Source organism: Cedecea sp. Ae19-4, assembly GCF_059801165.1.
This window is the reverse complement of sequence record NZ_JBCHWG010000002.1, coordinates 117,459-143,746: the sequence shown is the minus strand read 5'-3', so window position 1 is coordinate 143,746 and position 26,288 is coordinate 117,459. Positions and strand designations below refer to the sequence as shown.

The following is a 26,288-nucleotide window of genomic DNA, read 5'->3' as shown; positions in this document are numbered from 1 at the left end:
ATCTTAAGGAAATTATAGTCATAACGCTAATCGACATAGGCTTTGAGTACGTCAGTGAGCCATTCCATAAACAAATGCACTCGCCGGGAGAGGTTGCGGCGATGCGGATAAAGCAGCGAAATCGGCATCGGCTCGGCGCGGTACTGAGGCAAAATTTCCACCAGAGTGCCCTCTTTGAGCTGGGTTTTCACGCCCACGCGAGGTACCTGAATGATCCCCAGCCCGGCGACACAGGCGGCCTGGTAGGTTTCCGTGCTGTTAACGGTGATCAGGCCACCGGTTTTCACCCACTGCGTTGTTTTATCCAGCCAGACTTCAAAGCCTTGTGGGCGGGTGCCGAGATTTTGAGCGTAATGCACCAGGGCATGCGAAGCCAGGTCGTCCAGGCTTTCGGGATAGCCAAAGCGGCTGAGGTAGTCGGGGCTGGCGCAGTTGATCATGGTGAATTTCCCCAGCGGCCTGGCTACCAGACCTGAGTCTTTGAGGTGGCCCACGCGCACCACGCAGTCAAACCCTTCCCGGACGACATCCACCATTCTGTCGCTGCTGCTAAGCTCTAGCTCTATGCCTGGATATTGCTGCAGAAATCCCGGCAGTTTCGGGATGATCAAGCCGCGCGCCAGCGTAACGGGCATATCGATCCTGATGCGCCCGCTGACGCTGGCGGGATCGGTCTGGAACAGGCCGTCGAGTTCATCGAGGTTAGTTAACAGGTCGCGGCAGCGTTCGTAATAGACCATGCCGTCCTGGGTGAGCTGAACCCGGCGAGTGGTGCGGTGCAGCAGGCGCGTGCCGAGTGAGGTTTCCAGCGCCTGGACCTGACGAGAAACGCTGCCCTTCGGCAGCCCAAGCGTGTCCGCGGCGCGGGTAAAGCTCTCCAGCTCCGCAACCCGCACGAAAAGCTGCATTGCGTGTATTTTATCCATCTTATCACCACATTGTTGCTGAAGATGAAACAGTGATGCGCATTTGGCCATATTTATTGATTTTGTATCAGCTAATAAGCTGCATCTCAATGTCCTGACAGCCAAATAAGGGGTTTATCATGAGTCAACGTATCGCTTTAGTGACCGGCGGCAGCCGTGGTTTAGGCAAAAACGCAGCGCTGAAGCTGGCTGCACGCGGAATCGGTATTCTGCTGACCTATAATAGCCAGCGCCAGGAAGCCGAAGATGTTGTGCGCGAAATTGAGCAAAAAGGCGTGAAAGCGGCCGCAATCCAGCTCAACGTCGGTGATTCTTCTACCTTCGCTGGGTTTGTTGAGCAGGTGAAAGAAACGTTGCGCGAGGTCTGGCAGCGAGACACGTTTGATTATTTATTGAACAACGCTGGGATAGGTCTTGAAGCATCGTTTGCCCAGACCACCGAAGCACAGTTCGATGAAATAATGAACATCCATCTTAAAGGGCCTTTTTTCCTGACTCAGGGCCTGCTGCCACTGATTAAAGACGGCGGCCGCATTCTGAATGTTTCCACCGGCCTGACCCGCTTCTCGCTGCCGGGTAAAGCCGCCTACGCCACGATGAAAGGGGCGATGGAAGTGCTGACCAAGTACCAGGCCAAAGAGCTGGGATCGCGTGGGATTGCGGTGAATATTATTGCGCCAGGCGCTATTGCCACCGATTTCAGCGGCGGTATTGTGCGCGACAACGAACACGTTTCGAAGGCGATTGCAGCACAAACCGCATTAGGGCGTGTAGGTCAGCCGGACGATATCGGTGATGCGATTGCGGCGATTCTTAGTGATGAGACGGGCTGGATGAACGCGCAGCGGATTGAGGTTTCCGGCGGGATGTTCCTTTAGTTTTTTGACCGCTCCCGGCAGGTGACCCTCACTCTAACCCTCTCTCTAAAAGGGAGAGGGGATCGACCGCCGTCTGCTTCCGTGCAATCGAGCAGCCAGAAGGAAGGGGGGTATTTCCCTCTCGCTCCTTTGGGGAGAGAGCCGGGATGAGGGGCAACTTCTACGCCGTAATTTCCCAGCCGCGCGCTTTCCACAAGCCCGGTAACTCAGCCAAATCGGTAAACGTCGTCACCTTCGGATGGTCGATCGGCTTGTTATGCGGATCGGCACAGAAGTAAAACACCTCCATGCCTGCCGCAATGCCCGACTGCGCACCTGCCATAGAATCATCCACCAGAATGCAGCGCTCTACGTCCATGTTCATCTGTTCCGCCGCGTGGAACATCAGGGCCGGGTCCGGCTTCCAGCGCTGAATGTCGTAGCCGCTGTACAGGGCATCCGGGAAGTAGCCGAGCATTCCGGTCTTGCCGAGAGAGTGCTGCATTTTGCTGACCGGGCCGTTGGATACCACGCACATCGGCTTATTGATTTGCGCCAGCAGCGTGTTCGCCCCGGCGATTGCCTGAAGTTCGCTGTCAAACAGGCGGGCAACTTCGGCGCGGTAGATCACTTCCAGCTCGAGCTTAGGCAGGCTGGTGCCGTACTCAGCGTTGATGGTGTCGATAATTTCGTAGAGTTTGACGCCTTTGAAGGTCTTGAAGACATCTTCGAGCGCAAGTTGAATGCCATATTGCGCAAACATATGTACGTAGGCTTTGGAGCAGATGACCTCGCTGTCGACCAGCGTTCCATCGCAGTCAAAAAACACCGCTTCTATCCGGGACATGCCATTTCCTTTCTCTTTGGTTTAACGTTTACTTTATGCTTTTTGCGCAACGCAATCGATCCCGTTGCGGTAATTTCAGCGAAAAAAGTGGATGATTTGCGTTATCCCCCGCCAATTTTGGTATAGGATAGCGGCGTATTTTTTCCTCTTTTAGTTCGGAAACCGATAATGAGCCAACCACAGTCCACTCCGGAAACAACCCCGGGGCTGCTCGAACGCGCGTTCAAATTACGCGAACACGGTACTAACGCCCGCACCGAGGTGATCGCCGGGTTCACCACCTTCCTGACGATGGTGTACATTGTTTTTGTTAACCCGCAGATCCTTGGCGCGGCCGGGATGGATACCCAGGCGGTATTCGTCACCACCTGCCTGATAGCCGCCTTTGGCAGCATCCTGATGGGGCTTTTTGCCAACCTGCCGGTGGCACTGGCACCGGCGATGGGCCTGAATGCCTTTTTCGCCTTCGTGGTCGTCGGCGCGATGGGTCTGTCCTGGCAAGTCGGCATGGGCGCGATTTTCTGGGGCGCCGTAGGCCTGCTGCTGCTGACCATCTTCCGCGTTCGCTACTGGATGATTGCGAATATCCCGCTTGGCCTGCGCGTTGGCATTACCAGCGGTATTGGCCTGTTTATCGGCATGATGGGGCTGAAAAATGCCGGGATCATCGTGGCCAACAAAGAGACGCTGGTCAGCATCGGGAACCTGACTTCCCACAGCGTGCTGCTGGGGGCGTTGGGCTTCTTTATCATTGCGATTCTCGCTTCCCGTAATATTCACGCGGCGGTGCTGGTTTCTATCGTGGTAACCACGCTGCTGGGCTGGCTGCTGGGCGACGTGCAGTACCACGGCATCGTGTCTGCGCCGCCGAGCGTGAGCAGCGTTGTCGGGCAGGTGGATTTAGCCGGGTCGCTGAATCTGGGCCTTGCAGGCGTGATCTTCTCCTTCATGCTGGTGAACCTGTTTGACTCCTCCGGCACCCTGATTGGCGTCACGGACAAAGCCGGGTTAACCGACGAGAAGGGCAAGTTCCCGCGCATGAAGCAGGCGCTGTTCGTGGACAGTATCTCTTCCGTGACCGGCTCGTTCTTCGGGACTTCTTCCGTTACTGCCTACATCGAAAGCTCATCCGGCGTTTCCGTCGGGGGCCGCACCGGCCTGACCGCGATTGTGGTTGGCCTGCTGTTCCTGCTGGTTATCTTCCTGTCACCGCTGGCGGGCATGGTGCCTGCGTATGCGGCCGCCGGGGCGCTGATTTACGTTGGCGTGCTGATGACCTCCAGCCTGGCCCGCGTGAAGTGGGATGACCTGACCGAAGCGGTACCGGCGTTTGTTACCGCGGTGATGATGCCGTTCAGCTTCTCGATTACTGAAGGTATTGCGCTGGGCTTTATTTCCTACTGTGTCATGAAGTTGGGCACCGGCCGCTGGCGCGAGCTGAGCCCGTGCGTGATCATCGTGGCGCTGCTGTTTGTGCTGAAAATTGTGTTTGTTGATTAAAGCCAGACGCTAAAAACAACAACGCCAGTCATGCGACTGGCGTTTTTTTTGGCCTGGAATCAGGCTTTAACGCGCTTGATGTAATCGCCAAAGGCGGTGAGCTGCCCGGTCAGATGGTCAAGCGTGCTTTGATCCACCACTTCGCCGCTCTGCGGATCAACTTTGTTCTGAATCACGCCGCCCATAAACTCAGGCTTGTTCATCACCATCGCATCCAGGAAAACGAGGATCTGGCGCAGGTGATACTGGCAGCGCGCGCCGCCGATAGCGCCCATGGAGCTGGTTTGAATCAGCACTGGCTTGCCGGCGAGCGGCTGTTCAGGCAGACGAGAAAGCCAGTCGATGGCGTTTTTCAGGCCACCCGGCACGGAATAGTTGTATTCCGGCGTCACAATCACCACGCCATCCGCCTGGCGGATTTGTGCGGCAATGGCTTCCACGCTCTGCGGGAAACCGTCTTCTTGCTGGATATCGGCATCGTACAGCGGGATATCGCCGATGGAAGGCAGGGCATCTATCTGCATGCCTGCCGGGGCGATGTTCGGCAGCGTACGGGCGACCATCGCGTTAAATGAACCCTTACGCAGGCTCCCCAGTAAAGTCACTATCTTCAACGAATCAGACATTGGTACTCCTTTATGTGTCAGGACGTTCGGGAAAATGTGTTATGCGGCGTTGCTGCCTCTGATGATATACCCGTCAGGCGAATGATGCGCGCCTGAGCGCTTCGGCTGCGAGCTTCGGCATCCGGCAGGGCGTTCCAGCCCTGTTGGCCGTCGAATTCCCACAGCTTCAGGCGCTCCACGCCTGGCGCCACGGCACAGCCCCAGATGAGGATATCTTCCGCATCGCTGATAGCTTCAATATGCGGCTCGTTTATGACGCGCAGACGACCAGAGCCTGGCAATAATTGTAGTGTGCTGAGGCTGGTCTGGGGATTGTCCGTTAGTTTCAGGACGCTGCGCCGCAGCGTATGCAGCTGGGTTCTGGCTTCGTTGGGATCGTTTTGGTTATTGATCCAGGTCATTTCGCTGCTGCTGGACTGAGACGGTGGCACAACCGGGGACGGGGCCTGGAAACTGCGGCGAAGCTCCATGTCCAGCCCGCAGCGCCCTTCGGTTGCCAGCAGCACGCCCACCATGTTACCGGCGTAGGCGATGCTGAAATCCGGCAGTTCGGCGTCGGCAAAGCGCGGGCGACCTGCGGTAGACGTAATGATTTGCGGCAGGCGCTGGGTACCGTACAGCATAAACATCATCTCTGCGACCAGCGTACGCGACGCGAGATAGCGCGTGCGGCGATGTTCTGGCATCAGGCTGGCGGCGTTAAGAATTTCGTCGTTCAGTCGGGGTGAAGTGAGGTTGGGAGGGTTCAGAGCCCATCTTGCAAAATGCGTCGCCATTTGTCGCTCCTTGATAATGGTCAGTCGATGTCATGCTGTTTCGGGTGGCTGAAACAGCGCTCCGCGTCCGATCCTGAATCTTGTCAGGGATCGAAGAGTAGTCTCTGGCTCAATGCGCTGTCATTGATGCTCTTCAATAGCATGAACTATTTTTTGAGCAATATATTATATATTCAATCCTGGGAAAATTCTTAGTGGTTTGCGTAAGTGGAGCACTTAAAAATGTCGTTCTGAAGACATCGTCTTGAAATGATGAAGTATTTTAAATATGAGGAAAATGCCCCGCATTCTGAAGTGTGACGCGGGGCGGCGGTAAGGGTTATTTCCCGATACAGAAGCTAGAGAAGATGCGCCCTAACAGGTCGTCAGAGCTAAATTCGCCGGTGATTTCACTTAAGTTCTGCTGCGCCAGGCGCAGCTCTTCTGCCAGCAATTCTCCGGCCCAGGCACCCAGCAGCTGGGCTTTGCCCTGTTGCAGGTGTTCAGCGGCTTGCTCAAGCGCCTGCAGGTGACGGCGGCGGGCGAGGAAGCCGCCTTCCATGTTGGTTTCGAAGCCCATGCTCTCTTTCAGATGCGCGCGCAGCACGTCAACACCTTCCCCGGTACGGGCGGAAAGACGAACAAGTGAGTGACCATTTACTTCGCTCAGGCCAAGCGTTTCGCCGGTGACGTCCGCTTTATTGCGCACCACGGTAATCGGCAAACGCTCCGGCAGACGGGCGATGAAATCAGGCCAAATCGCCGCCGGGTCAACGGCGTCGGTGGTGGTGCCGTCCACCATGAACAACACGCGATCCGCCTGCTCAATCTCTTTCCAGGCACGTTCAATCCCGATGCGTTCAACTTCATCGCTGGCTTCGCGCAGGCCCGCGGTATCGATGATATGCAGCGGCATTCCGTCGATGTGGATATGTTCGCGCAGGACGTCACGCGTGGTGCCGGCGATATCGGTGACGATAGCCGCTTCACGCCCGGCCAGCGCATTCAACAGGCTGGATTTACCGGCGTTTGGACGGCCGGCAATAACGACTTTCATGCCTTCACGCAGCAGGCTGCCCTGGCGGGCTTCGGCGCGTACCGCGTCAAGATCGCCAATGACCCGATGCAGCTGGGCTTCGATTTTACCGTCGGAGAGGAAGTCGATCTCTTCATCCGGGAAATCGATAGCCGCTTCCACGTAAATACGCAGGTGAGTCAGCGCTTCCACCAGGTGGTTAATACGCGCGGAGAAAGCCCCCTGCAGCGAATTAAGCGCTGAACGAGCGGCCTGCTCGGAACTGGCATCGATCAGGTCGGCAATCGCCTCTGCCTGCGCCAGGTCGAGCTTATCGTTCAGGAAAGCGCGTTCTGAAAACTCACCGGGGTTGGCGATGCGTAAACCCGGCAGCGCCAGAATGCGTTTTAGCAGCAGGTCGAGGATGACCGGGCCGCCGTGCCCTTGCAGTTCGAGAACATCTTCACCGGTAAAGGAATTCGGGCCAGGAAACCACAGTGCAATGCCCTGATCCAGCGCGCTACCGTCGGCATCGCGAAAGGGAAGGTAATCCGCGTAGCGCGGCTTCGGCAGCTTACCGAGCACCGCCTCTGCGACCTCGCGCGCCTGGCGGCCGGAAATACGCAGGATGCCTACGCCGCCACGCCCCGGCGGAGTAGCCTGGGCAATGATAGTGTCATGATTGCTCATCGTTTATCTCAGACCTTGAATCAAAAAGAAAAAGGCGGTCAATCGACCGCCTTTCGTAAGCTTAATGCCAAATATTATCAGGTCTTTTTCTTGTCGCGGCTATGCAGGCCACGCTTTTCCAGACCGCGATAAATCAGCTGCTGCTGAAGGATGGTCACCAGGTTGCTGACGATATAGTACAGCACCAGACCTGACGGGAACCACAGGAAGAACACGGTGAAGATGACCGGCATAAAGGTCATGATCTTCTGCTGCATCGGGTCGGTTACGGTGGTCGGCGACATCTTCTGGATGAAGAACATCGTGGCGCCCATCAGAATCGGCAGGATGTAGTACGGGTCCTGTGCAGACAGGTCGTGGATCCACAGTGCAAACGGCGCGTGGCGCAGTTCAACGGAGCCCATCAGCATGTAGTACAGCGCCAGGAAGATTGGCATCTGGATGATCAGCGGGAAGCAGCCGCCCAGCGGGTTAACCTTCTCAGCTTTGTACAGCGCCATCATTTCCTGGCTCATACGCTGCTTGTCGTCACCGATACGCTCACGCATGGCCGCCAGTTTTGGCTGCAGCATACGCATTTTGGCCATCGAGGTGTACTGCGCTTTGGTCAGCGGGTACATGATGCCACGAACGATAAAGGTGATAACGATAATGGAGAAGCCCCAGTTACCGATGAAGCTGTGGATAAATTTCAACAGCTTAAACAGCGGTTGAGAGATGAACCACAGCCAGCCGTAATCTACGGTCAGGTCAAGGTGTGGCGCAACGGCCGCCATTTTGTCCTGAATTTCCGGACCGACCCACAGGGTGCTGCCCATCTGAGCGGTCTGGCCTGGCTGGACGATCTGCGAGGCAGACTTATAGCCAATCGCCGCAACGTCGTTGCTCAGCTTGGTCGTGTAGAAGTTGTTCGCGCCCTGAGTATGCGGCACCCATGCGGTAGCAAAGTACTGCTGCAGCATAGCCACCCAACCGCTGTTAGCGTTGAGGTTCAGGTTTTCACCATCAGCGATGTTGTCGAACTTAACTTTTTCGTATTTCGCGTCCGGGGTGGAGTACGCTGCACCACGGAAGGTATGCAGCGCAAAGTTGCTGCTGCCGGTATCGCGGTGAGAAGGCAGGTTGATGGACTGCTTCAGCTGACCAAAGGTTGCCAGCTCCAGCGGTTTTTCGCCCACGTTCTTCACGTTGTAGTCCACACCGACAGAGAACTCACCGCGTTTCAGGGTGAAGGTCTTGGTGAAGGTGTTGCCAGCGGCGTCGGTAAACGTCATCGGGACAACCAGTTCGTTCTGGCCATCCGCCAGTGCGAAGGTATCGGCAGTGACGTTATACAGCGGACGATCGCCGTTCGCCGGGTTATCCGGGCCATCACGACCGGTCAGGCCGCTCTGCGCCTGGTAGATAAATTCAGGCGTGGTTTCCAGCAGTTGGAACGGCTCTGAGGATTTCAGCTCTTTCGGGTAGGTTGGCAACAGCGCTTGTTCTACATCACCACCGCGGGTGTTGATGGTCAGTTCAAGAACGTCAGTTTTAACCGTAATGAGTTTTCCCTGGCCACTGGCCGGCACACCCTGGTTAGCGGCGTTACCCTGGCTGTTCGTGTTCTGCGTGGTCTGCTGCACCTGAGGTTGAGGAGCGTGGTCCTGCTCCCAGGCTTGCCAGATCATGAAAGACACGAACAACAAAGCGATGAGAAAAAGATTGCGTTGCGAATCCATCGTTAGTGTTCTCTGGTATCAAAAGGTCCGGGCGGAACGGGATCGTCTCCACCAGGGTTCAAAGGGTGGCATTTTAGTACGCGTTTCATCGTTAACCAACTGCCTTTTAACACTCCAAACCTGCGCAAGGCCTCAATTCCGTAGTGAGAACAGGTTGGGGTGAAACGGCAATGCGGCCCGAGAAGCGGACTAATCAGGCGTTGATAGACCCTGATAAGGGCTATCAGGACCCGCGAGCCTGGCGACAATGGCGGCGCCATAACTTTTCCAATGCTTCCGATAAAGCCTGGTTATCCAGATCGGCAACCCCTTTCTTCGCTACTACCACGAAATCCATTGCTGGCAGTTCGTGCTGACGCAGACGGAAGCTTTCACGCGTCAGACGTTTAATCCGATTGCGTTCGTGGGCGCGTTTTACGTTTTTTTTAGCGACGGTGAGACCGATGCGGGGATGCCCCAGCGAATTAAGGCGGCCGAGAATGGTGATTTGCGGCGTGCCAGCCCGTTGTGGCTGCTGGAAGACGAATGTGAAATGATGGGGAGTTAACAAGCGTAACTCCCTGGGAAAAGCTAGCTTAACCACGCAGGGGTTAGCTTTTATTACTTAGAAACGGTCAGACGAGAACGGCCTTTAGCACGACGACGTGCCAGAACCTGACGACCATTTTTAGTAGCCATACGAGCACGGAAGCCGTGAGAACGGTTGCGCTTCAGTACAGACGGTTGAAAAGTGCGTTTCATGGCGATTTCTACCTAAACTATTAAATTTCACTGGATTTGCGTAATGCCCAACAGGGTCTGCGAACGACTTACGCTTCAGTGTGGCTGATTAAAGAGGCCGGATTGTAATAATTGTACACTCCGGAGTCAATTCAATTCCCTTACTGCTGCGCCCTTTTTGACCCCGAAAAGAGGCCCGGATCTCCGCTGAATGACAGCGGCATTACGCGACGGGTTGAGAATTATACGGGCTTACCGTGAAAGCGCAAGGATCCACGAGGATCTTCATCAGATCTCTTTAGCGATATTTGTGCGCTAGTCATTAAATTTTCCAATATGAGGCGGTTATACGCTGCACGTGTGGCAGGATCGATTACACTTAACCCGCTCAAAACTTCCCTGTGGATAATTCGTGAAGAATCTGTGAGAAACAGAAGATCTCTGCCGCGCTTTAGGCTATGATCCGCGGTCCCGATCGTGATCCAGCCTTCACCGGGGAAACCGCAAATAGCGGTTCGCGCGCCTCCCACAGCCTGAGAGCGCGTGTCAACAATCATGAATGTATAACTTTCAGTCTTCGTCTTTTTATCGACTTTGTTCGAGTGGAGTCCGCCGTGTCACTTTCGCTTTGGCAGCAGTGTCTTGCCCGATTGCAGGATGAGTTACCAGCCACAGAATTCAGTATGTGGATACGCCCCCTACAGGCGGAACTGAGCGATAACACGCTGGCTTTGTACGCGCCTAATCGTTTCGTGCTCGACTGGGTGCGGGATAAATATTTAAATAATATCAATGGGTTGCTCAACGATTTTTGCGGCAGCGATGCACCTTTATTACGCTTCGAAGTTGGCAGCAAACCCGTGACTCAGCCCGTTGCCGCTATGGCAACCGCGGCGGCCCCTGCCCAGGTTGCACGCGCTGCAGCGCCGATGCGCCCAAGCTGGGATAACATGCCTGCGCCTGCTGAGCCGTCCTACCGTTCTAACGTTAACCTGAAACACACCTTTGATAACTTCGTTGAAGGTAAATCGAACCAGCTGGCTCGCGCGGCAGCACGCCAGGTGGCCGATAACCCAGGCGGCGCGTATAACCCGCTCTTCCTTTATGGCGGCACCGGTTTAGGTAAAACGCACCTTTTACATGCGGTGGGTAACGGCATCATGGCCCGCAAGCCGAATGCCAAAGTGGTGTACATGCACTCTGAGCGTTTTGTTCAGGACATGGTTAAAGCACTGCAGAATAACGCCATCGAAGAGTTCAAACGCTACTACCGTTCGGTGGATGCGCTGCTTATCGATGACATCCAGTTTTTTGCCAATAAAGAACGTTCACAGGAAGAGTTTTTCCACACCTTTAATGCCCTGCTGGAAGGGAATCAACAGATCATTCTGACGTCGGATCGCTATCCAAAAGAGATCAACGGCGTGGAGGATCGTTTGAAATCCCGTTTCGGCTGGGGGCTGACGGTGGCGATCGAGCCGCCGGAGCTTGAAACCCGTGTGGCGATCCTGATGAAAAAGGCCGACGAGAACGATATCCGTCTGCCGGGCGAAGTGGCCTTCTTTATTGCCAAGCGACTGCGCTCCAACGTCCGCGAGCTGGAAGGGGCGCTGAACCGCGTAATCGCCAACGCCAATTTTACCGGCCGGGCGATTACCATCGACTTCGTGCGTGAAGCGCTGCGCGATCTGCTTGCGCTTCAGGAGAAGCTGGTCACCATCGATAATATTCAGAAAACGGTGGCCGAGTATTATAAAATTAAGGTCGCTGACTTGCTGTCCAAGCGTCGCTCCCGTTCCGTTGCCCGTCCGCGCCAGATGGCGATGGCGCTGGCAAAAGAGCTGACCAACCATAGCCTGCCGGAAATTGGCGATGCTTTTGGTGGACGCGACCACACCACGGTTTTACATGCCTGCCGCAAGATTGAGCAGTTGCGTGAAGAAAGCCACGATATCAAAGAAGATTTCTCCAATTTAATCAGAACATTATCTTCGTGACGCTATGAAATTTACCGTTGAACGTGAACATTTATTAAAACCGCTGCAGCAGGTAAGTGGCCCCCTCGGAGGCCGCCCGACTCTGCCTATCCTGGGCAACCTGCTGCTGCAGGTGGCTGAAGGTGCACTCTCTTTAACCGGTACCGATCTGGAAATGGAGATGGTGGCGCGCGTGGCGCTGGTACAGCCTCATGAACCTGGGGCAACGACCGTACCGGCACGTAAATTCTTCGATATCTGCCGTGGCCTACCGGAAGGCGCTGAAATTGCGGTACAGCTGGAGGGCGACCGCATGCTGGTGCGCTCCGGGCGTAGCCGCTTTTCGCTTTCCACGCTGCCGGCGGCAGACTTCCCGAACCTGGACGACTGGCAGAGCGAGGTAGAATTTACCCTGCCGCAGGCGACCATGAAGCGCCTGATCGAAGCCACGCAGTTCTCTATGGCGCATCAGGACGTTCGTTATTACCTGAACGGCATGCTGTTCGAAACCGAAGGCGAAGACCTGCGTACCGTCGCAACGGACGGCCACCGCCTGGCGGTTTGTTCGATGCCGGTTGGTCAACCTTTGCCTAATCATTCGGTTATCGTGCCCCGTAAAGGTGTGATTGAGCTGATGCGTATGCTCGACGGCGGTGAAACCCCGCTGCACGTACAAATCGGCAGCAATAACATTCGCGCTCACGTCGGCGACTTCATCTTTACCTCCAAGCTGGTGGATGGCCGCTTCCCGGACTACCGTCGCGTGCTGCCGAAGAACCCAGATAAACACCTCGATGCAGGCTGCGACCTGTTGAAGCAGGCGTTTGCCCGTGCGGCGATTTTGTCGAACGAGAAATTCCGCGGCGTGCGCCTGTTCGTCAGCGAGAACCAGCTGAAAATCACGGCAAACAACCCCGAGCAGGAAGAAGCAGAAGAGATTCTGGACGTTTCCTACGACGGTACCGAGATGGAAATCGGCTTCAACGTCAGCTATGTGCTGGACGTGCTGAACGCCCTGAAGTGTGAGAACGTCCGCATTCTGCTGACCGACTCCGTTTCCAGCGTGCAGATTGAAGACGCGGCCAGCCAGGCGGCGGCCTATGTTGTTATGCCAATGAGACTGTAGATGTCACTTACGCGTTTGCTGATTAAAGACTTTCGCAACATCGAAAACGCGGATCTCGCTCTTTCTCCTGGCTTTAATTTTCTGGTCGGTGCTAACGGCAGCGGCAAAACCAGCGTGCTTGAGGCGATTTATACCCTCGGGCACGGTCGTGCTTTTCGCAGCCTGAAAATTGAACGCGTGATCCGCCATGAGCAGGACGCTTTTGTTTTGCACGGGCGGCTTCAGGACGGTGAAAGGGAAACCTCAATCGGCCTGACCAAAGACCGCACCGGCGACAGCAAAGTACGTATTGACGGCAGCGACGGCCACAAAATCGCCGAACTGGCGATGATGATGCCGATGCAGCTGATTACCCCCGAGGGGTTTACTTTGCTGGGCGGCGGCCCCAAATACCGTAGAGCTTTCCTTGATTGGGGCTGCTTTCACAATGAACCTGGCTTTTTTGTGGCCTGGAGTAACCTCAAACGCCTGCTGAAGCAACGTAACGCCGCGTTGCGCCAGGTGACACGCTACGCGCAGCTGCGCCCGTGGGATCAGGAGCTGATTCCGCTGGCCGAGCAAATCAGCCGCTGGCGCGCCGACTACAGCGCCGCCATTGCGGAAGATATGGCCGATACCTGCGCACAGTTTTTACCGGAATTTGCCCTGAGCTTCTCTTTCCAGCGCGGCTGGGAGAAAGAGAGCGACTATAGCGAAGTGCTGGAGCGCAATTTCGAACGCGACCGGATGCTGACCTATACCGCGCACGGCCCACATAAAGCGGATTTTCGTATTCGTGCCGACGGGGCGCCGGTGGAAGACACGCTCTCGCGCGGGCAGCTTAAATTACTGATGTGCGCCTTACGACTGGCGCAGGGTGAGTTTCTCACCCGGCAGAACGGGCGGCGTTGCCTGTATCTGATAGATGATTTTGCCTCTGAACTGGATGACGCCAGGCGCGGCCTGTTGGCCAGCCGGTTAAAGGCCACGGAGTCACAAGTTTTTGTTAGCGCGATCAGCGCCGAACATGTGATGGATATGGCGGACAAAAATTCAAAGATGTTCGCCGTGGATCAGGGTAAAATAGCGGATTAACCCAAGATTAAATGAGCGAGAAACGTTGATGTCGAATTCTTATGACTCCTCCAGTATCAAAGTCCTTAAGGGGCTGGATGCGGTACGTAAGCGCCCGGGCATGTATATCGGCGATACGGATGACGGCACCGGTCTGCACCACATGGTATTTGAGGTCGTGGATAACGCTATCGACGAAGCGCTCGCGGGCCACTGTAAAGACATCGTGGTCACTATCCACGCGGATAACTCCGTCTCGGTAACCGATGATGGCCGTGGTATTCCTACCGGTATTCACCCGGAAGAGGGCGTTTCTGCCGCGCAGGTTATCATGACCGTACTGCACGCTGGCGGTAAGTTTGATGACAACTCCTATAAGGTGTCCGGCGGCCTGCACGGCGTAGGCGTCTCGGTGGTTAACGCCCTGTCCCAGAAGCTTGAGCTGGTCATTCGCCGCGAAGGTAAAGTGCATCAGCAAACCTACATCCACGGTGAGCCTCAGGCTCCGCTGGCAGTGACCGGTGACGCCGATGTGACCGGGACTCAGGTGCGTTTCTGGCCGAGCCATGAAACCTTCACCAACGTAACCGAATTCGAATACGAAATCCTGGCTAAGCGCCTGCGCGAGCTGTCGTTCCTGAACTCTGGCGTGTCTATCCGCCTGATCGACAAGCGCGACGGCAAGCAGGATCACTTCCACTACGAAGGCGGCATCAAGGCGTTTGTTGAGTACCTCAACAAGAACAAAACCCCGATTCACCCGAACGTGTTCTATTTCAGCACTGAAAAAGACGGTATCGGCGTGGAAGTGGCGCTGCAGTGGAACGACGGTTTCCAGGAAAACATTTACTGCTTTACCAACAACATTCCTCAGCGCGACGGCGGGACTCACCTTGCGGGCTTCCGCGCGGCGATGACCCGTACCCTGAACGCCTACATGGACAAAGAAGGCTACAGCAAAAAAGCCAAAGTCAGCGCCACCGGTGACGATGCGCGTGAAGGCCTGATTGCCGTCGTTTCCGTGAAAGTGCCGGATCCTAAATTCTCTTCCCAGACCAAAGACAAGCTGGTTTCTTCGGAAGTGAAATCCGCAGTTGAGCAGCAGATGAACGAACTGCTGGCCGAATACCTGCTGGAAAACCCGTCTGACGCGAAAATCGTTGTCGGCAAAATTATTGATGCGGCGCGCGCTCGTGAAGCTGCACGTCGCGCACGTGAAATGACCCGCCGTAAAGGCGCGCTCGACCTGGCTGGCCTGCCTGGTAAGCTGGCGGACTGCCAGGAACGCGACCCGGCGCTGTCTGAACTGTACCTTGTGGAAGGGGACTCTGCGGGCGGCTCTGCAAAACAGGGGCGTAACCGTAAGAACCAGGCGATCCTGCCGCTGAAAGGTAAAATCCTTAACGTTGAGAAGGCGCGCTTCGACAAGATGCTCTCTTCTCAGGAAGTGGCGACGCTTATCACCGCGCTGGGCTGCGGCATTGGCCGTGACGAATACAACCCGGACAAGCTGCGCTACCACAGCATCATCATCATGACCGATGCGGACGTCGACGGTTCCCACATTCGTACGCTGCTGCTGACCTTCTTCTACCGTCAGATGCCTGAAATTGTTGAGCGCGGCCACGTCTATATTGCACAGCCGCCGCTGTACAAAGTGAAGAAAGGCAAGCAAGAACAGTACATCAAAGACGATGAAGCGATGGACCAGTACCAAATCGCTATCGCCCTTGACGGTGCGACTCTGCACACCAACGCAAGTGCACCTGCGCTGGCCGGTGAACCACTCGAGAAGCTGGTGGCGGAATACAACACCGCGCAGAAAATGATTGGCCGCATGGAGCGCCGTTATCCACGCAACCTGCTGAACAACCTGGTTTATCACCCAACGCTGCAGGTGGCCGACCTGGCCGACGAAGCGAAAGTGACGCAGTGGATTTCTGCGCTGACCGTGACGCTGAACGAAAAAGAGCAGCACGGCAGCACCTGGAAATACGATATTCACCATAACAGCGAGCTGAACGTGTTTGAGCCGATTGTACGCGTGCGTACTCACGGCGTGGACACTGACTACGTGCTGGAAAAAGAGTTTGTGGAAGGGGGCGAATATGGCCGTCTTTGCGCTCTCGGTGAGAAGCTGCGTGGCCTGATTGAGGAAGATGCGTTTATCGAACGCGGCGAACGCCGTCAGCCGGTAACCAGCTTCGAGCAGGCGCTGGAGTGGCTGCAGAAAGAGTCCCGCCGTGGTCTGGCAATCCAGCGCTATAAAGGCCTGGGCGAGATGAACCCGGATCAGCTGTGGGAAACCACCATGGATCCTGACAGCCGTCGCATGCTGCGCGTGACCGTTAAAGACGCGATTGCTGCGGACCAGCTGTTCACCACCCTGATGGGCGATGCGGTTGAACCACGTCGTGCGTTTATTGAAGAGAACGCCCTGAAAGCGGCGAACATCGATATCTAAGGCCTGCCCAGCCAGACTAAAGAGCCGTGCTTTTAGCACGGCTTTTCCTTTTTTGTGGCTAGCAGCCGAAAATCAATGAATTGATTTTCCTGGTTTATTTTTTGGTGTCCTCTGGTATTTCATCTATACCTTTGCCTCACCATCGTGATGGAGCCGTGCTTTTAGCACGGCTTTTTTTATGGGCGCTATACTTTCCGGTGTCGATTTTCTACATCACAGAGGGAAACTCCATGGGACTTTTTGATCAGGTTGCGGGCTCGCTGCTGAACGGTGACGCCGGTAAATATCAGGCCATTCTAAGCTGGGTAGAACAGCAGGGCGGTATTCAGGCGCTGCTGGACAAGCTGCGCCAGGGCGGCTTAAGCGAAATCGTCTCCTCGTGGCTCAGCAGCAACAGTACAAATCAGCCGCTGAGCGGCGACCAGATAACTCAGGCCCTGGGTTCGCCGTCCGTTGCCGCGCTGGGGGAAAAACTGGGCGTGGATACCGGCTCGGCTTCCGCTTTACTGGCGGAATACCTGCCGAAGGTGATCGACGCGCTGTCGCCAAACGGTGAAGTGACGCCGGAAGCCCATAACGACTTGCTAAGTGCTGGCGTTAACCTGTTGAAAGGTAAGTTGTTCAGCTGACCTTTTTGTTGGCCCCGGCTGTATGTCCGGGGCTTTTAAAAGAGGAGTTTGCCTGCCGCCTCTCATCCCCCTTTTCCCCGGAGTTTGCTGCTGTTTTTTGAGCGGAATCGCGTTAGCATGAGGTAAATCCATTACCTCTGAAGATCTCATGACCATAAAACTGATTGCAATTGATATGGATGGCACGCTGCTGCTGCCAGACCACACTATCTCTCCGGCGGTAAAACAGGCCGTTGCGGCGGCGCGCGAGCGCGGCGTGAACGTCGTGATCTGTACCGGTCGTCCGTTTGCTGGCGTTGAAAGCTACCTGCGTGAGCTGCAGATGGATAAGCCCGGCGACTACTGCATCACTTACAACGGCGCGCTGGTGCAGAAGGCAAGCGACGGCAGCACCGTCGCCCAGACGGCGCTGAACTATGACGATTATCGTTTCCTGGAAAACCTGTCCCGCGAAGTGGGCTCACACTTCCATGCGCTGGATCGTCATACCCTTTACACCGCGAACCGCGATATCAGCTACTACACGGTGCATGAGTCCTTTATCGCCAGTATTCCTTTGGTGTTCTGCGAAGCGGAAAACATGGATAAAAACGGCGAGTTCCTGAAAGTCATGATGATTGACGAGCCGGCTATTCTCGATGAGGCCATCACCCGAATCCCGGCCGACGTCTTTGAGCGGTATACGCTGCTGAAAAGCTCGCCTTACTTCCTGGAAATCCTCGACAAGCGCGTCAACAAAGGCACCGGCGTGAAGTCACTGGCGGAGAAACTGGGCATTAAGCCGGAAGAAGTGATGACCATTGGCGACCAGGAAAACGACATCGCAATGCTGGAATACGCCGGTATGGGCGTGGCGATGGACAACGCGACCGACAAAGTGAAAGCCGTCAGCAACTTCGTCACCAAATCCAACCTGGAAGACGGCGTGGCCTACGCTATCGAGAAGTTTGTGCTGAATTAACGACCGTTTCTCGCGCTTGCTGCCCTGGCTCTGCCGGGGCTTTTTTTTACCCTTTTGATCGTCATTTGCCTATTATGTGATCCATATTGTAGTACAACATGAATATATTGTACTACATTGAGCGCAATGAAACGGTAGTTGGTCTCACATTTGTACTTCAAAAATGCGGTGAAATTCGTCGGGAGCGGTAAAGTAGCGGGTAAGACTTTGTGAACAAGGAACCCGTCATGACCCTCAATAAAACCGACCGCATCATCGTCACGCTGGGCCAGCAAATCGTGAGTGGCAAATACGCGCCGGGCGCGGCATTACCGGCAGAAGCCGAGTTGTGCGAAGAATTTGAAACTTCGCGGAACATCATTCGGGAAGTGTTTCGCTCGCTAATGGCAAAGCGGCTGATTGAAATGAAGCGTTATCGCGGCGCGTTCGTTCAGCCCCGTAACCAGTGGAACTATCTCGATACCGAGGTGCTGCAGTGGGTGCTGGCGAACGACTACGACCCGCGCCTCATCGCCGCGATGAGTGAAGTGCGAAATCTGGTTGAACCCGCCATTGCTCGCTGGGCGGCGGAGCGCGCGACATCGAATGATCTGGCCCGAATAGAAGGTGCGCTGAACGATATGGTAGCGAACAACCAGAATCGCGATGCGTTTAACGAGGCGGATATCCGCTATCACGAAGCGGTGTTGGAGTCAGTGCATAACCCTGTTTTGCAGCAGTTGAGTATTGCTATCAGCTCCCTGCAGCGGGCCGTTTTTGAGCGAACCTGGATGGGCGATGAGGCCAACATGCCGAGAACCCTTCAGGAACATAAAGCGCTGTATGACGCGATCCGTCATCAGGACAGCGCAGCAGCGGAGCAGGCGGCGCTCACCATGATCGCCAGCTCCACTAAACGACTAAAGGACATTACATGACATCTCGCTACATCGCTATTGACTGGGGGTCGACCAACCTTCGCGCCTGGCTCTACCAGGACGGGGAATGCATCGACAGCCGCAAAAGTCCTTCAGGCGTGACTCGCCTGGGCGGCAGATCCCCGGAGGCGGTGTTTAGTGAGATTGTTGTAGGCTGGCGAGATACGCTCACGCCTGTGTTGATGGCCGGTATGGTTGGCAGCAATGCGGGCTGGAAAATTGCCCCATATTTGACCTGCCCCGCGCGTTTTGCCAATTTCAGCGAGCAGATGACCGCCGTGGCTGAGCAGGTGTGGATAGTCCCTGGCCTGTGTGTGCAGCGTGAAGATAACCAAAACGTGATGCGCGGCGAAGAGACCCAGCTGCTGGGTGCCCGCTCGTTGCAGCCTGCTCCGCTTTATATTATGCCCGGTACCCACTGCAAATGGGTGCAAACGGATGATGAGTCGGTAGCCGATTTCCGCACAGTATTGACCGGTGAACTGCATCATCTGCTGCTTCAGCACTCCCTGATTGGTGCCGGTCTGCCGGAACAACAGGCCAGCCCGAAGGCGTTTAGTGCAGGGCTGGAACGCGGAATCAATGATGGCGACCTGCTGCCGCAGCTCTTTGAGGTACGCGCCGCGCACGTGCTGGGGCAGCTACCCCGAGAGCAGGTAAGCGATTTCCTTTCCGGGCTGTTGATTGGCAGCGAAGTGGCGACGATGACGTGCCGTTTCGCCTGTCCGGTCGGGCAGCCTGTCACCATTGTGGCCAATCCCGCGCTTAGCGCTCGCTATCAGGCAGCTTTATCCCTGCTCGGTTTTAGCAGCCAGGTGGTGGATGGCGACAATGCTTTCCAGGCAGGAATAAGGAGTATTGCAAATGCAGTGGCAAACTAAGCTTCCGCTGATCGCGATTTTACGCGGCATCACCCCGCAGGAGGTTCAGGCGCACGTGAGCGCGCTGCTGGACGCCGGGTTTGATGCGGTTGAAATTCCCCTCAACTCCCCGCAGTGGCAGCAAAGCATCGCCTCTATGGTCGCGGAGTTCGGCGATAAAGCGCTGATCGGGGCGGGCACGGTGCTCAAGGCGGATCAGGTGGACGAGCTGGCGGCGATGGGTAGCAAGCTGATGGTCACACCCAACACGCAGCCGGATGTGATTCGCCGCGCCGTGGCAAGCGGTATGACGGTCTGTGCGGGCTGTGCGACGGCCTCTGAAGCCTTTTCCGCGCTGGATGCGGGCGCGCAGACGCTGAAAATTTTCCCTTCTTCTGCCTTCGGGCCGGACTACATCAAGGCGCTGAAAGCCGTGCTTCCGCCAGAGGTGCCGGTGTTTGCCGTCGGGGGTGTCACGCCGGAAAACCTGCACATCTGGTTGCAGGCTGGCTGCGCCGGGGCGGGGCTGGGCAGTGATTTATACCGCACCGGACAGCCGGTGAGCCGCACCAGCGAAAGGGCAAAAGCATTTGTTAAAGCGTATCAAGAGGCCGTGCAATGAAAATTACCAAACTGACGACGTACCGTTTACCGCCCCGCTGGATGTTCCTGAAAATTGAGACTGACGAGGGCGTAGTGGGCTGGGGGGAGCCGGTTATCGAAGGCCGCGCCCGCAGCGTTGAGGCAGCGGTGCATGAACTAAGCGAATACCTGATTGGCCAGGATCCGGCCCGCATTAACGACCTGTGGCAGGTGATGTATCGCGGCGGGTTCTACCGCGGTGGCCCGATTCTGATGAGCGCCATTGCCGGAATCGATCAGGCGCTGTGGGATATTAAAGGTAAGGTGCTTAACGCGCCGGTATGGCAGCTGATGGGCGGCCTGGTGCGGGATAAAATTAAAGCCTACAGCTGGGTAGGCGGCGACCGCCCGGCGGAAGTGATCGACGGAATTAAGTCATTACGCAAAATTGGCTTTGATACTTTTAAGTTAAATGGCTGCGAGGAAATGGGCATTATTGATAATTCCCGCGCCGTTGATGCTGCTGTAAATACCGTGGCTCAAATTCGCGAAGTCTTCGGCAATGAAATTGAATTTGGTCTCGATTTTCATGGGCGAGTAAGCGCCCCGATGGCAAAAGTATTAATTAAAGAACTTGAGCCGTATCGCCCTCTGTTTATTGAAGAGCCGGTTCTGGCGGAGCAGGCGGAATATTACCCACGCCTGGCTGCGCAAACGCACATTCCTATCGCGGCAGGCGAACGCATGTTCTCCCGCTTTGAATTTAAGCGCGTGCTGGAAGCGGGTGGGATCGCCATTCTGCAGCCGGATCTCTCTCACGCAGGCGGTATCACGGAATGCTACAAAATTGCCGGTATGGCAGAGGCTTATGATGTTTCTCTGGCACCGCATTGCCCGCTGGGGCCGATTGCACTGGCAGCCTGTTTGCACATCGACTTTGTTTCTCGTAACGCGGTATTCCAGGAGCAAAGTATGGGCATTCACTATAACAAAGGTGCCGAGCTACTCGATTTCGTGAAAAATAAAGATGACTTTAAAATGGACGGGGGTTATTTCCTGCCGCTGATGAAACCGGGTCTTGGGGTTGAAATTGACGAAGAACAGGTGATTGCCCGCAGTAAAAGCGTTACCGACTGGCGAAACCCTTTATGGCGCCACGCCGACGGTTCCGTGGCTGAATGGTAAAGAAATAACGCCAGAAGTCAGCAGTAAAAAATAAAACATTATAAACACCCTCTGTATAACAGGGCATGGTGATCAGCTTCGCTATGCCATTTTTTGGAGACGAAATATCATGGATATTTCTGCAACTGCGGCGAAACCTACGCGCCGCCGTTATTTAACGCTGGTGATGATCTTTATTACGGTGGTGATTTGCTACGTTGACCGTGCCAACCTCGCGGTCGCGTCGGCCCATATTCAGGAAGAGTTTGGCATCACCAAAACGGAAATGGGCTATATCTTCTCGGCCTTTGCCTGGCTTTATACCCTGTGCCAGATCCCGGGCGGCTGGTTTCTCGACCGCGTAGGCTCTCGTCTGACCTACTTCATTGCGATTTTCGGCTGGTCCGTCGCGACGCTTTTTCAGGGATTCGCCACCGGGCTGATGTCGCTGATTGGTCTGCGTGCGATTACCGGCATTTTTGAGGCTCCGGCATTCCCGACCAATAACCGCATGGTGACAAGCTGGTTCCCGGAGCACGAGCGTGCTTCTGCAGTAGGCTTTTACACCTCCGGGCAGTTTGTTGGCCTGGCGTTTTTAACGCCGCTGTTGATCTGGATTCAGGAGCTTTTAAGCTGGCACTGGGTGTTTATCGTGACCGGTGGCATCGGCATCATCTGGTCGATTATCTGGCTGAAGGTTTATCAGCCGCCGCGTAAGAGTAAAGGCATAAACTCCGCCGAGCTGGACTACATTCGCGAAGGCGGTGGCCTGGTGGACGGCGATGCTCCTGTAGAAAAGAAAGCGCGTAAGCCGCTGAGCGCTGCCGACTGGAAACTTGTGTTCCACCGTAAGCTGGTGGGCGTGTACCTCGGGCAGTTTGCTGTTACGTCTACCCTGTGGTTCTTCCTGACCTGGTTCCCGAACTACCTGACGCAGGAAAAAGGCATTACCGCGCTGAAGGCGGGATTTATGACCACGGTGCCGTTCCTGGCGGCCTTCTTCGGCGTGTTACTTTCAGGCTGGGTTGCGGACCGCCTGGTGCGGAAAGGGTATTCCCTGGGGATCGCGCGTAAAACACCCATCATCTGCGGGCTGCTGATCTCTACCTGTATTATGGGTGCCAACTACACCAACGATCCGGTATGGATCATGACGCTGATGGCGATCGCCTTCTTCGGCAACGGCTTTGCGTCCATCACCTGGTCGCTGGTGTCCTCCCTGGCACCAATGCGCCTGATTGGCCTGACGGGCGGGGTGTTTAACTTCGTCGGCGGCCTGGGCGGGATCACCGTGCCGCTGGTGATTGGCTATCTCGCCCAAAGCTACGGCTTCGCCCCGGCGCTGGTTTATATCTCTGTGGTAGCGCTGTTAGGTGCGCTTTCTTACATCCTGCTGGTAGGGAAAGTAGAAAGGGTCGGTTGATTAGAGAAAAAGGAGCGCCAGGTGCGCTCCCTTTTGTTATTTCACTGCGGGTAACTGATTTGTTACACAGTGAATCCCTCCGCCTCCGGCGGCAATTGCGTCGATGTTAAGCTGCACAACCTCACGCTTAGGGTAAAGCGTCGACAGCAAACTAAGCGCTGCCTCGTCCGTCTCTTCATCGCCAAACTCCGGGGCGATAATCGCGCCGTTAATCACGAAGTAATTGATGTACCCGGCGGCAAAGTCCGGGTTTCCTTCGCTGAAGCGGCTTGCGCGTGGGACCTGCGGTGGTGTGACGGTGTGAACCTGTAGCCTGCGACCCTCGGCGTCAGTGGCCTGCCTGAGGATGTCCAGGTGCGTCTGCGTCACTTTGTGGTCCCAGGAATCCGGGTCGGGATCGAGGTTGGCGATCACTATGCCGGGCTCAACAAAACGGGCGTAAAAATCGACATGGGCATCGGTAATATCTTTGCCTTTGATGCCCGGCAGCCAGATGATCTTTTTCAGGCCAAGCTGTGTTTTCAGCTCCTGCTCTACCCGGTCGCGGCTCCAGCCCGGATTGCGGTTGGCGTTTACCCAACTGCTTTCGGTCATGATGCCGGTGCCGTGCCCGTCCACTTCAATCCCGCCACCTTCGCCCGTCAGCGCGTTGCGGATGAACGGCGCTGCACCGTATTTTTCGGCCATAAATGCCGCCAGCTTCGTGTCTTTGCTGTGCCGCTGCTTATTGCCCCAGCCGTTGAAGTTAAAGCCCACGGCGGCGAGTTTGCCTGCCGATGAAGTGACAAAGCACGCGCCGGTGTCCCGCATCCAGATGTCGTCCAGCTCGGTCACCACGTAAGTGACGTTGTGGCTGCCGCATTTTTCCTCCGCCAGCGCGCGTTCGTGCTCCCGGCAAAATACCGTCAGCGGCTGGTAACCGGCGATGGCGTGCGCGATGCGCCCCAGGGCATCCTGCACGTCAGGGGTAAAATCTTTCCAGATGGCGCGCTGAGCGCCAAACGCGATAAATGCACGCTGCTGCGGTTCTCCTTCGTCAGGCATACGCCAGCCCGGGCTAACGGCCGCGAAGGCAGAAACAGGCAGCCCGAGAGAACCCGCCATACCCATCCCGGCCAGCACCGAGGCACATTTAATAAATTCACGACGCGTTGACATACCGGACTCCCGTATAGCTGTTTTAACGTAAGAAATTCTGCTCAGTATTACAGATGGATATTTCATCACTGGCTGAATTCGGCTTCCAACGATATATTTAGCGGACATCTGATTAGCCTGGCTTATCGACATGTTAAAACACTGGCCACCGTTAAATGCCCTGCGTGGGTTTGAAGCCGCCGCGCGTCTGGGAAGCTTTCACCAGGCTGCGTCTGAACTGCATCTGACCCAGTCGGCCATCAGCCAGCAAATCCGCAGCCTGGAGGTTTACCTGGAGCAGCCGCTGTTCTTTCGCAGCGGGCGCAGCGTCAGCCTGACAGACGCCGGCCAGGATCTCTACAGCACCGCGCAGGTCATGCTGCAACAGCTGGCGGTGGGTATTCGTCGGCTCGATCAGTACCGCAAGCCGAATCAGCTTATCGTGAACACCACGCCCGCTTTCGCCAGGCACTGGCTGTTGCCTAATCTGGCGGACTTTAATCGCCGGTATCCGCAGACCGATCTTTGACTGTTCACCAGCTTCGACCCGCCGGATATGGCCAGCGAAACCGTAGATGTGGCTATCCGGGATGACCTCAGCCAGCAGGCAGAATGTCTTTTCGAGGTGTTGTACAAGGATAGACTTTATCCGGCCAGCCATCCCGCCGTGCAGGATTTGCCGGTAGAGCAGCGACTAACGCTGCACGGCGAACGCGAGATGAGCTGGGAGCACTGGAGCGTGGCTGGCGGGGTGGACGTCGGCCAGCAAAGCCAGGGGATGAATTTCTCCGATCCTGGATTGTTGCTTGACGCCGCCGCAGACGGGCTGGGTATTGCGCTTGTCAGCCAGCTGCTGGCAGAAAGAAAAAGGGAAATTGAGCAACTTCGCCCGCTGGTGGAGCAAACCGTGCGCGGCGCTGACTGGGCGTGGCTTATCCATCGTGAAAGCGAAAATGACCCGTTAACCCGCCAGTTTTGCGCGTGGCTCCGGGGCAGGTTGCCTGGCAAAGTGGAAAGGCCTGGCTAATTCTTTTACCCTGAGGCGTACTCAGCGCTTCAGGGCAAAATCGTGATCAAACAACTCACCTTCGCACCGCGTCATCATCAGCTTACCAACGTTAACACCTGGACGCCGGACAGCCAGTGGCTGGCCTTCGACGTTCGGCCTTCGGGAGCCTCTTTTACCGGCACAACCATCGAGCGAGTTAATATCCAGAACGGTGACGTCGAGGTGGTTTATCGCGCCCCTGAAGGCGCCCACGTTGGCGTGGTGACCGTGAACCCACGGCAGCCGGAGCGCTACGTTTTTATCCATGGCCCGGAAAACCCGGACGTCGACTGGCACTATGACTTCCACCACCGCCGTGGCGTGGTTGTGGCGCAGGGTGAGGCCAGCAATCTTGATGCAATGGACATTACCTCGCCCTATACCCCAGGGGCGCTGCGCGGCGGCAGCCATGTTCACGTCTGGAGCCCGGACGGCAGTCGCTTGAGCTTCACCTACAACGACCACGTTATGCACGAGCTTGATGCGCGCCTCGACCTGCGTAACGTCGGCGTCGCGCTGCCGTTTGGCCCCGTGATGCCGGCTAAACAGCATCCACGAGAATACGGCGGGAGCCATTATTGCGTGCTGGTGAGCCGCACGACGGCAGAGCCAGAGCCCGGCAGCGATGAGATTAACCGTGCCTACGAAGAAGGCTGGGTCGGGGAACATGGCTACCGGAAGCCAGACGGCAGCGTTCAACGCTGGGCGCTGGCGTTTATCGGCGATACTCGGTTAGCAAACGGCGAGAAGGTGCCCGAGCTGTTTATCGTGGACCTTCCCAATGAGCCGCAGGCTTACCAGCAGGCCGGAAGTGAACCGCTGTGTGGCACCGCCACGACGTTGCCAGCGCCGCCAAAAAGCGTGATGCAACGTCGGCTGACCTTTACCCATCAGCGCCGTTATCCGGGTCTGGTGAATCAGCCCCGGCACTGGATCCGCAGCAGCCCGGACGGCAGCCAGCTTGCCTTCCTGATGCGCGACGACAGCGGCGTGGTGCAGCTTTGGGTGATATCCCCGAACGGCGGTGAGCCCCGGCAGGTTACCCACGGTGAGCACGACATTCAGTCGGCCTTTAACTGGCATCCTTCAGGTAAAGCTCTTGGGTTTGTGCAGCAGGGGCGTGTGGTGCTGTGTGACGCGCAAAGCGGGGTCATTACGCCATTAAGTTCGGCAGAGGGCGAAGCACCTTCTGGCGATGCCATCGTCTTCTCCCCGAACGGCAAGCAGGTTGCCTGGATGCAGGACGCCGACGGTTTCCGCCAGTTATGGAGCGCGGAGACCGGCCTGTAAA

Annotated in this window: 23 protein-coding genes and 2 pseudogenes; 15 read left to right on the top strand and 10 right to left on the bottom strand. The window is 56.1% G+C overall.

Going from position 1 to position 26,288, the window contains the following annotated elements; all coding sequences use genetic code 11:
• Nucleotides 1-26: 26 nt before the first annotated feature.
• Nucleotides 27-926, bottom strand: a complete 900-nt coding sequence (locus AAIE02_RS13530) for a LysR family transcriptional regulator (protein WP_008460628.1) — start codon at nucleotides 924-926, stop codon at nucleotides 27-29.
• A gap of 119 nt (nucleotides 927-1,045) precedes the next feature.
• On the opposite strand from AAIE02_RS13530, the gene AAIE02_RS13525 reads away from it, so the two are divergent.
• Nucleotides 1,046-1,804: an SDR family NAD(P)-dependent oxidoreductase gene (locus AAIE02_RS13525; protein ID WP_498532751.1), complete on the top strand. Its 759-nt coding sequence runs from the start codon at nucleotides 1,046-1,048 to the stop codon at nucleotides 1,802-1,804.
• Between the two features lie 160 nt (nucleotides 1,805-1,964).
• On the opposite strand, the gene yieH is transcribed toward AAIE02_RS13525, so the two are convergent.
• On the bottom strand, nucleotides 1,965-2,630 hold the full coding sequence (yieH, locus tag AAIE02_RS13520; protein ID WP_166994834.1) for a 6-phosphogluconate phosphatase: 666 nt from the start codon (nucleotides 2,628-2,630) through the stop codon (nucleotides 1,965-1,967).
• A 168-nt stretch (nucleotides 2,631-2,798) separates the two neighbouring features.
• On the opposite strand from yieH, the gene AAIE02_RS13515 reads away from it, so the two are divergent.
• Nucleotides 2,799-4,130 carry an NCS2 family permease gene (locus tag AAIE02_RS13515; protein ID WP_336706628.1) on the top strand — a complete coding sequence of 444 codons (1,332 nt, stop codon included), beginning with the start codon at nucleotides 2,799-2,801 and terminating at the stop codon, nucleotides 4,128-4,130.
• Nucleotides 4,131-4,189: 59 nt separating this feature from the next.
• Here the strand turns inward: AAIE02_RS13515 and AAIE02_RS13510 are convergent, their stop codons facing one another.
• The 7 genes from AAIE02_RS13510 to rpmH form a co-directional block, all read right to left on the bottom strand.
• Entirely contained in the window at nucleotides 4,190-4,756 is a 567-nt protein-coding gene (locus tag AAIE02_RS13510; RefSeq protein WP_008460636.1) for an NADPH-dependent FMN reductase, read from the bottom strand.
• Between the two features lie 17 nt (nucleotides 4,757-4,773).
• Nucleotides 4,774-5,532: a 4'-phosphopantetheinyl transferase family protein gene (locus tag AAIE02_RS13505; protein WP_008460638.1), complete on the bottom strand. Its 759-nt coding sequence runs from the start codon at nucleotides 5,530-5,532 to the stop codon at nucleotides 4,774-4,776.
• 319 nt (nucleotides 5,533-5,851) lie between these two features.
• On the bottom strand, nucleotides 5,852-7,216 hold the full coding sequence (mnmE, locus tag AAIE02_RS13500) for a tRNA uridine-5-carboxymethylaminomethyl(34) synthesis GTPase MnmE (protein WP_008460641.1): 1,365 nt from the start codon (nucleotides 7,214-7,216) through the stop codon (nucleotides 5,852-5,854).
• Between the two features lie 77 nt (nucleotides 7,217-7,293).
• Entirely contained in the window at nucleotides 7,294-8,937 is a 1,644-nt protein-coding gene (gene yidC / locus AAIE02_RS13495; RefSeq protein WP_498532750.1) for a membrane protein insertase YidC, read from the bottom strand.
• 2 nt (nucleotides 8,938-8,939) lie between these two features.
• Nucleotides 8,940-9,197, bottom strand: a complete 258-nt coding sequence (gene yidD, locus AAIE02_RS13490) for a membrane protein insertion efficiency factor YidD (RefSeq protein WP_071530513.1) — start codon at nucleotides 9,195-9,197, stop codon at nucleotides 8,940-8,942.
• Nucleotides 9,161-9,520: a ribonuclease P protein component gene (gene rnpA, locus AAIE02_RS13485; protein ID WP_008460645.1), complete on the bottom strand. Its 360-nt coding sequence runs from the start codon at nucleotides 9,518-9,520 to the stop codon at nucleotides 9,161-9,163. The genes yidD and rnpA overlap by 37 nt, the downstream gene beginning before the upstream one ends.
• A gap of 17 nt (nucleotides 9,521-9,537) precedes the next feature.
• Complete coding sequence (rpmH, locus tag AAIE02_RS13480; RefSeq protein ID WP_003849659.1) at nucleotides 9,538-9,678, bottom strand: 50S ribosomal protein L34; 141 nt, start codon at nucleotides 9,676-9,678, stop codon at nucleotides 9,538-9,540.
• A gap of 593 nt (nucleotides 9,679-10,271) precedes the next feature.
• Here rpmH and dnaA point away from each other — a divergent pair.
• The 11 genes and pseudogenes from dnaA to AAIE02_RS13425 all read left to right on the top strand — a co-directional run bounded on the left by dnaA (nucleotide 10,272) and on the right by AAIE02_RS13425 (nucleotide 22,812).
• Nucleotides 10,272-11,654, top strand: coding sequence for a chromosomal replication initiator protein DnaA (dnaA, locus tag AAIE02_RS13475; RefSeq protein ID WP_008460649.1), 1,383 nt, complete (start codon nucleotides 10,272-10,274; stop codon nucleotides 11,652-11,654).
• A 4-nt stretch (nucleotides 11,655-11,658) separates the two neighbouring features.
• The gene (gene dnaN / locus AAIE02_RS13470) at nucleotides 11,659-12,759 is read left to right on the top strand and encodes a DNA polymerase III subunit beta (RefSeq protein ID WP_008460651.1); all 1,101 of its coding nucleotides are present in this window, start codon (nucleotides 11,659-11,661) and stop codon (nucleotides 12,757-12,759) included.
• A complete protein-coding gene (recF, locus tag AAIE02_RS13465; RefSeq protein WP_039298758.1) occupies nucleotides 12,760-13,833 on the top strand; it encodes a DNA replication/repair protein RecF in 1,074 nt (357 codons plus the stop codon).
• 28 nt (nucleotides 13,834-13,861) lie between these two features.
• The gene (gene gyrB / locus AAIE02_RS13460) at nucleotides 13,862-16,276 is read left to right on the top strand and encodes a DNA topoisomerase (ATP-hydrolyzing) subunit B (RefSeq protein WP_008460653.1); all 2,415 of its coding nucleotides are present in this window, start codon (nucleotides 13,862-13,864) and stop codon (nucleotides 16,274-16,276) included.
• Between the two features lie 230 nt (nucleotides 16,277-16,506).
• Nucleotides 16,507-16,905 carry a YidB family protein gene (locus AAIE02_RS13455; RefSeq protein WP_008460654.1) on the top strand — a complete coding sequence of 133 codons (399 nt, stop codon included), beginning with the start codon at nucleotides 16,507-16,509 and terminating at the stop codon, nucleotides 16,903-16,905.
• Between the two features lie 148 nt (nucleotides 16,906-17,053).
• Nucleotides 17,054-17,866, top strand: a complete 813-nt coding sequence (gene yidA, locus AAIE02_RS13450; protein WP_008460655.1) for a sugar-phosphatase — start codon at nucleotides 17,054-17,056, stop codon at nucleotides 17,864-17,866.
• A 227-nt stretch (nucleotides 17,867-18,093) separates the two neighbouring features.
• Nucleotides 18,094-18,783: a D-galactonate utilization transcriptional regulator DgoR gene (dgoR, locus tag AAIE02_RS13445; RefSeq protein WP_039298749.1), complete on the top strand. Its 690-nt coding sequence runs from the start codon at nucleotides 18,094-18,096 to the stop codon at nucleotides 18,781-18,783.
• Nucleotides 18,780-19,664, top strand: a complete 885-nt coding sequence (locus AAIE02_RS13440; protein WP_336983206.1) for a 2-dehydro-3-deoxygalactonokinase — start codon at nucleotides 18,780-18,782, stop codon at nucleotides 19,662-19,664. The genes dgoR and AAIE02_RS13440 overlap by 4 nt, the downstream gene beginning before the upstream one ends.
• Complete coding sequence (locus AAIE02_RS13435; protein ID WP_498532749.1) at nucleotides 19,648-20,265, top strand: 2-dehydro-3-deoxy-6-phosphogalactonate aldolase; 618 nt, start codon at nucleotides 19,648-19,650, stop codon at nucleotides 20,263-20,265. Before AAIE02_RS13440 ends, AAIE02_RS13435 begins: the two co-directional genes overlap by 17 nt.
• Nucleotides 20,262-21,410, top strand: a complete 1,149-nt coding sequence (gene dgoD / locus AAIE02_RS13430) for a galactonate dehydratase (RefSeq protein ID WP_498532748.1) — start codon at nucleotides 20,262-20,264, stop codon at nucleotides 21,408-21,410. The genes AAIE02_RS13435 and dgoD overlap by 4 nt, the downstream gene beginning before the upstream one ends.
• 65 nt (nucleotides 21,411-21,475) lie before the next feature.
• Nucleotides 21,476-22,812, top strand: a pseudogene (locus AAIE02_RS13425) (MFS transporter).
• A gap of 36 nt (nucleotides 22,813-22,848) precedes the next feature.
• Here the strand turns inward: AAIE02_RS13425 and AAIE02_RS13420 are convergent.
• Nucleotides 22,849-23,970: an agmatine deiminase family protein gene (locus tag AAIE02_RS13420; RefSeq protein WP_498532747.1), complete on the bottom strand. Its 1,122-nt coding sequence runs from the start codon at nucleotides 23,968-23,970 to the stop codon at nucleotides 22,849-22,851.
• Between the two features lie 130 nt (nucleotides 23,971-24,100).
• Here AAIE02_RS13420 and AAIE02_RS13415 point away from each other — a divergent pair.
• Together AAIE02_RS13415 and AAIE02_RS13410 are read left to right on the top strand one after the other, a co-directional pair.
• Nucleotides 24,101-24,976, top strand: a pseudogene (locus AAIE02_RS13415) (LysR substrate-binding domain-containing protein).
• Nucleotides 24,977-25,021: 45 nt separating this feature from the next.
• A complete protein-coding gene (locus AAIE02_RS13410; protein WP_498532982.1) occupies nucleotides 25,022-26,287 on the top strand; it encodes a YidR family protein in 1,266 nt (421 codons plus the stop codon).
• Nucleotide 26,288 lies beyond the last annotated feature (1 nt).